The organism is uncultured Abyssibacter sp. (assembly GCF_964000955.1).
Lineage (GTDB): Bacteria > Pseudomonadota > Gammaproteobacteria > Nevskiales > OUC007 > Abyssibacter.
Map to the genome: position 1 here is coordinate 1 of NZ_CAXFCL010000220.1, position 5,244 is coordinate 5,244.

5 protein-coding genes are annotated in these 5,244 nt (G+C 66.9%); 3 read left to right on the plus strand and 2 right to left on the minus strand.

Going from position 1 to position 5,244, the window contains the following annotated elements; translation table 11 throughout:
• Together ABNS06_RS10825 and ABNS06_RS10830 are read right to left on the minus strand one after the other, a co-directional pair.
• Positions 1-672 (minus strand): Clp protease N-terminal domain-containing protein (locus tag ABNS06_RS10825; protein WP_348674608.1); only part of this gene is annotated, 672 nt, incomplete at its 3' end.
• A 76-nt stretch (positions 673-748) separates the two neighbouring features.
• The gene (locus ABNS06_RS10830) at positions 749-1,171 is read right to left on the minus strand and encodes an Hsp20/alpha crystallin family protein (protein WP_348674609.1); all 423 of its coding nucleotides are present in this window, start codon (positions 1,169-1,171) and stop codon (positions 749-751) included.
• 229 nt (positions 1,172-1,400) lie between these two features.
• Between ABNS06_RS10830 and ABNS06_RS10835 the strand changes: the two genes are divergently transcribed.
• The 3 genes from ABNS06_RS10835 (at position 1,401) to ABNS06_RS10845 (ending at position 5,112) form a co-directional block, all read left to right on the plus strand.
• Positions 1,401-2,921, plus strand: coding sequence for an SLBB domain-containing protein (locus ABNS06_RS10835; protein WP_348674610.1), 1,521 nt, complete (start codon positions 1,401-1,403; stop codon positions 2,919-2,921).
• A gap of 87 nt (positions 2,922-3,008) precedes the next feature.
• Complete coding sequence (locus tag ABNS06_RS10840) at positions 3,009-4,190, plus strand: hypothetical protein (RefSeq protein ID WP_348674611.1); 1,182 nt, start codon at positions 3,009-3,011, stop codon at positions 4,188-4,190.
• Complete coding sequence (locus ABNS06_RS10845; RefSeq protein ID WP_348674612.1) at positions 4,183-5,112, plus strand: glycosyltransferase family A protein; 930 nt, start codon at positions 4,183-4,185, stop codon at positions 5,110-5,112. Before ABNS06_RS10840 ends, ABNS06_RS10845 begins: the two co-directional genes overlap by 8 nt.
• The last annotated feature ends 132 nt before the right edge of the window (positions 5,113-5,244 follow it).

The window sequence follows — 5,244 nt, forward strand, 5'->3', positions numbered from 1 at the left end:
AATGATGCGCTGGGCCAGCCCCTCGGCGATGGCGGTCTTGCCGACACCGGGGCGCCCGATCAGCGCGGGGTTGTTCTTGGTCCGGCGCGACAGCACCTGGATGACGCGGCGGATTTCCTCGTCACGGCCGATCACCGGGTCCAGCTTGCCGGCCTCGGCGCGGGCGGTCAGGTCGATGGTGTACTTCTCCAGCGCCTGGCGCTGGCCTTCGGCATCGGCATTGTCCACGCGCTCGCCGCCGCGAATGGCGTCGATGGCGCGTTCCAGCGCGTCCTTGGTGCAGCCGGCTTCCCGTAGCAGCTTGCCGGCGGCCGACTTGTCGTCGACCAGCGCCAGCAGGAACAGCTCCGAGCTGATGAATTCATCCTTGCGCTGCTGCGCAAGGCGGTCGGTGAGATTGAGCAGGCGGCCGAGTTCGGCGCTCACCTGTACGTCACCGGTGGCCTGGCCCACGGTTGGCAGGTCATCGATCAGGGCATCCAGGCGGCTGCGAACCGTCTCGACCTGGGCGCCGGCCTGGGCCAGCAGCTGACGTGACGCACCACCATCCTGATTCAGCAGTGCCATCAGCACGTGCGCCGGATCGATCTGAGGATGGTCTCGTCCGACCGCCAGCGATTGGGCGTCGGCCAGTGCCTGCTGAAATTGGGTGGTCAGTTTGTCGGTTCTCACCTGGAATGCCTCGTCATGCGTTGAATCGGTGTGCCCGCGGCGGCGCCTAAGCCAAGCGCCGCCGCGAACGAAGGGTTCAGCTCACCCGGACTTCGATCTGCCGCGGCTGGCTGCTTTGCTTCTTGGCGATGCGGACCGTCAGCACGCCCTGCGCGTAGTCGGCCTCGATGGCCTCGTCGTTCGCCACATCCGGAAGCCGGAACTGACGGACGAACTTGCCCTGGATGCGCTCGACGCGGGTGAAGCGGCCCGCTTCGCTGGCCGGCGCCTCGCGTTCGCCCTCGACCGTCAGCACGCTCTTCTCGACGCGCACCTCGATTTTCTGCGGGTCAACGCCCGGCACATCGAGACGGACGAAGTAGTGGCCGTCGGTTTCCTCGATGTCGGCCGCCGGCGTCCAGGCACGCGTGGCCTGACCCGGGTTGTTGTCCATCCACCGATCGAGTTCCTGAGACAATGCGTTGAAGACGCTGATGGGTTCGTAGTGCTTGAGATTCACGTTGGACCTCCAGTGGTAATGTTGCTTGACTCACCGCCGGCCAACGCCGGGGATGTCTGCGATTTGGGGGTTGACAAATCGGGTTCAAGCCCTTGTTTATTAGGGTCAAATCCCCATAGCGGCGGGTTTAGGGGTTAGAATCTCCGGATCAGATGGAACTGGCAGCGGTCTTGCTGGCGGATTCCGACAGGCCGGACGATGAGCGTGCGGTCGGGGCAATACACTTGGGATGACGATTCTGTCGAACACAAGCGGAGAAACCGTTTCACCGGGATTCCTGCCCCGCGGGCTGCTGACCGCCCTGATCATCGCCTTCGCGACGGTCGCGTCCGCCCAGTCGGACATGAAGGAATGGGAGCCCTCGTCGCAGTGGTCCGATACGACGACGACCTGGGAACCACCCGGCGATCGCCGCGCGCTGTACCCGCCGACCACCATCATCATTCCCGACACGCCGGCATCGGTACCGCCGGTTCGCGAATCCGTGCCGACCCGGCCCGCTGCGCAGCCAAGCCGGCCTGCCGCCGATTCCTGGCAGGGCGTGCCCCCGCCCGAGGTGGATCCCAGCGCTCGCTGGCCGACCGGTCGTGCGCCGGAGACCGGGTATCGTGCGCCGGCCGGGCAGGGCTGGTCAGCGCCGACGCTGACCGTTCCGCCGTCCCAGGTGCAGGGTGGGCCGCGCGTGCGACGCAGCGCGACCACCAGTCTTCCGACCGACGACACCGCGCCGATCGAAACCGGTCCCGTGACGCGCCAGCCCGTAGGCACGCCGCAGCGACGCACGCTGAGTCGGCCGAAGAGTTCGTCGTTGCCGGACGCGGCCGAGACCTGGGCCGCAGATGTGCCCGCGACAACCACGGTTCCGCAGCCCGGATACGAATCGCCGGCCTATCGCGCGCCCGATCCGTACGAACCGCCTGTGATTGCGCAGCCGAGTCCCCGGCTGCCGCCGGCGCCGGTGTTCACACCTTCGCCCATCGCGGATGCACCAATGGAAACCGGCTTGCCGGCCACGCCGCTGGGGTCCGGACAGCGCGCCGGGCTGGGCGCCGGGGACAGCATTCGTGTCACCGTGTTCGGCCAGCCGGATCTGACCACCGAGACGGTGGTTGGTGACGACGGCAGCGTCACGCTGCCGCTGGTCAACCGCATCCAGCTTGCAGGCTTGTCCCCGCAGCAGGCCGGTGACCGGATCGCCATGGCCTACGAACGCGGCGAATTCCTGAAGGATCCGCAGGTCAACGTCACCATCGAGGCCTTGCGCAGCCGGCAGATTTCCGTGCTGGGCGCGGTGGCCTCGCCGGGTCGTTTTCCGCTGGAATCGTCGACCTCGGTGCTGGACGCGCTGGCGCTGGCCGGCGGCATCACCGCCGACGGGTCCCGGACCGTCACGCTGGTGCGCCGGGCCGCAAGCGGCCAGCAGCGTTATGCGATCAATCTCGATCAGTTGCTGACAGCTGGTAGCGCGAGCGGTATCGATCTGGTCGCCGGGGACACGATCTATGTGCCCGAGGCACCGAAGTTCTACGTCTACGGCGAAGTCCGGCGGCCGGATGCCTATCCGTTGACCACGCCGATCACGGTGATGCAGGCCATTTCGCTGGGCGGTGGTCTGACCGATCGTGGCAGCGACTCCAAGGTGACCATTCGCCGGACGCTGGCTGACGGTCGCACGATCACGCAGTCGGCGGAACTGGAAGACATGGTCCAGCCCGATGACGTGATTGTCGTGAAGGAGCGCCTGTTCTGAATCCTCTGCGAGCAGCGTCCGGCGCGTTAGCGACGGCCGGGACAGTGGTTATGCGGCCGGACGGTTTCGAGCGAGGCCGGGTGCGTCATGTCTGATTCCGACAAGCCCAGGCTCAGGCGCGGGGTTCTCAGCACCCGGCTCGGGGCTGCCCGGGTCATTGATGTCGAGGCCAGCGAGCAGGATTCATCGCGGCTGCGCGAATCGCTGCGGCGCCAGCAGGCGCAGCGGCAGCGGGCGACCGTCCAACCCAAGGCCGAGGAACCGCCGCCACAGGCTCCGACGCCTGCTCCGGACGAGGCTCCGCGCGCGGTCGGCACCCGGAGCAAGAAAAAATCCGCACCGAAACAGACAAAGGCGGCAGCCGCGCAGCCGGAGCCCGAGGCGAGGCCGAAACGGTCGGAGAAGATCAGCAAGCCTAGATGGTCAAGAAAGGCAACTGAGCCGGAAAGCTCGCCGCCGCCGCCACCCAGGCCGCCGAAGCGTGACTGGGTCATGGAAGAACCCGAGGTCAAGCCGACGCCGACGCCTCATCCGCTGGCAACAGAAGCGCCACGGCAACACGAGGGCGCGCCGAAGGTGGAGATGCCACCGGTGCCGCTCGGCCAGGTGTCGATGATTCGCAGCGTCGACCTGCATCCGGCCCGTGCGCTGGTCACGGTCGCGATGCCCGATTCGCCCCAGGCCCGGGGCTACCGCAGCCTGATGGCGCGTCTGGCGCCCCGGCTGGACCGCATCCCCGATCGGGCCGTCATCGCATTCGTCGCAGTGGGGCAGTCCGTGTCCCGCAACGCGGTGCCGGCGAATCTTGCCGTGCTGCTGTGCCGCTCCGGTCGTTCCACCTGTCTGGTCGATGTCGGCCTGCGCCGCGGCGGAGCCGCCGGCCTGTTCGGCGTGCCGGGCGATACCGGGCTGGCGAACTGGCTGGCCGGTGACTCCGGCCTGCTGGGTTTCCAGTTCGGCGAGGTGCCCGGGCTGACGCTGGTTGTCGGCGGCGACGCCAAGGGCGGGGCCGACGAGCGTCTGATGCATCCGCGTTTTCGCGACTGGCTGCGTGGCAGCGCCGGCCAGCACGGCACCGTGATTCTGGACGCGACCCAGGTCGAGGACGTTGCCGACGCGCAGGCGGTGGCGTCGATGGCCGGCCACGCCGTGGTTGTCGTCTGCAAGGACTCCGATTCGCTGAACGACGCCAAGGGTCTGGTCGACGAGTTGCGCGTGCACGACGTCAGCATCCTCGGGTCCGTATTCGTGGAGGAAGCCGGTGTCTGAACCGCATCCGACCGTGCCGGTGGCGATCGTCTCGCCGGTGCGGGACGAGTCCAAATACATCCGCCTGACGCTGGATGCGATGGTCGCCCAGACCGTCTGGCCGGCGGAGTGGATCATCGTCGACGATGGATCCAGCGACGACACCCCGGACATCGTGCGGAGCTACCAGAAGGACTATCCGTTCATTCGTCTGATCACGCGGGACGATCGCGGCAAGCGCGTGCTCGGTTCGGGCGTGATCGAGGCGTTCAACTTCGGCCGCGCGCAGTTGCAGTCGGATTACGCGTACATCTGCAAGCTGGACGGCGACATGTCATTCGACGAGCGCTATCTGGAAACGATGCTGGAGGCCTTCGCGGCCGACCCCCGGCTCGCCGCCGTATCCGGCAAGGTGTATCGCCCTGAGGACGACGGACTGGTCGAAGAATACATCATCGACGAGGTCGTGGCGGGCCAGTTCAAGTTTTATCGTCGCAGCGCGTTCGAGGAGATCGGCGGCTTCACGCAGACGATCCTCTGGGATGGCATCGACATCCACAAGTGCCGGATGAAGGGGTGGTCCACTCGATCCATCCGCGACGACCGTGCCCGTCTGTATCACCACCGGATGATGGGTTCGTCCGACAAGAACGTCTACAAGGGGCGGGTCCGGCTGGGGCGGGGCATCTGGTTCATGGGGTATCACCCGGCTTACGCGGTGGCGTCCGGCATGTTCCGGATGGGCGAGAAGCCGTACGTGATCGGAGGATTGATCATCATCGGCGCGTACTTCTACGCCGCGTTGAAGCGCGATCCGCGTTACGACGACCTGGAGTTCCGACGCGACCTTCAGGCTTGGCAGATGCAACGGCTCCGGGAAGTCGGCCAGCGGTTGTGGCGGCGCGTCACCGGGCGTGCCGGTGACCGGAGCATCGCCGGATAGGACGGCCGCCCGGGCCTCAGTGTCTGAGCCTGCGTCGCAGCCCGGCGCAGGGCTTTTCGATCACCCACCAGATCAGTTCCGCCACGACGCCGGAGATGACGATGGCGATCAGCGCGCGTGCGCTCCAGTGCA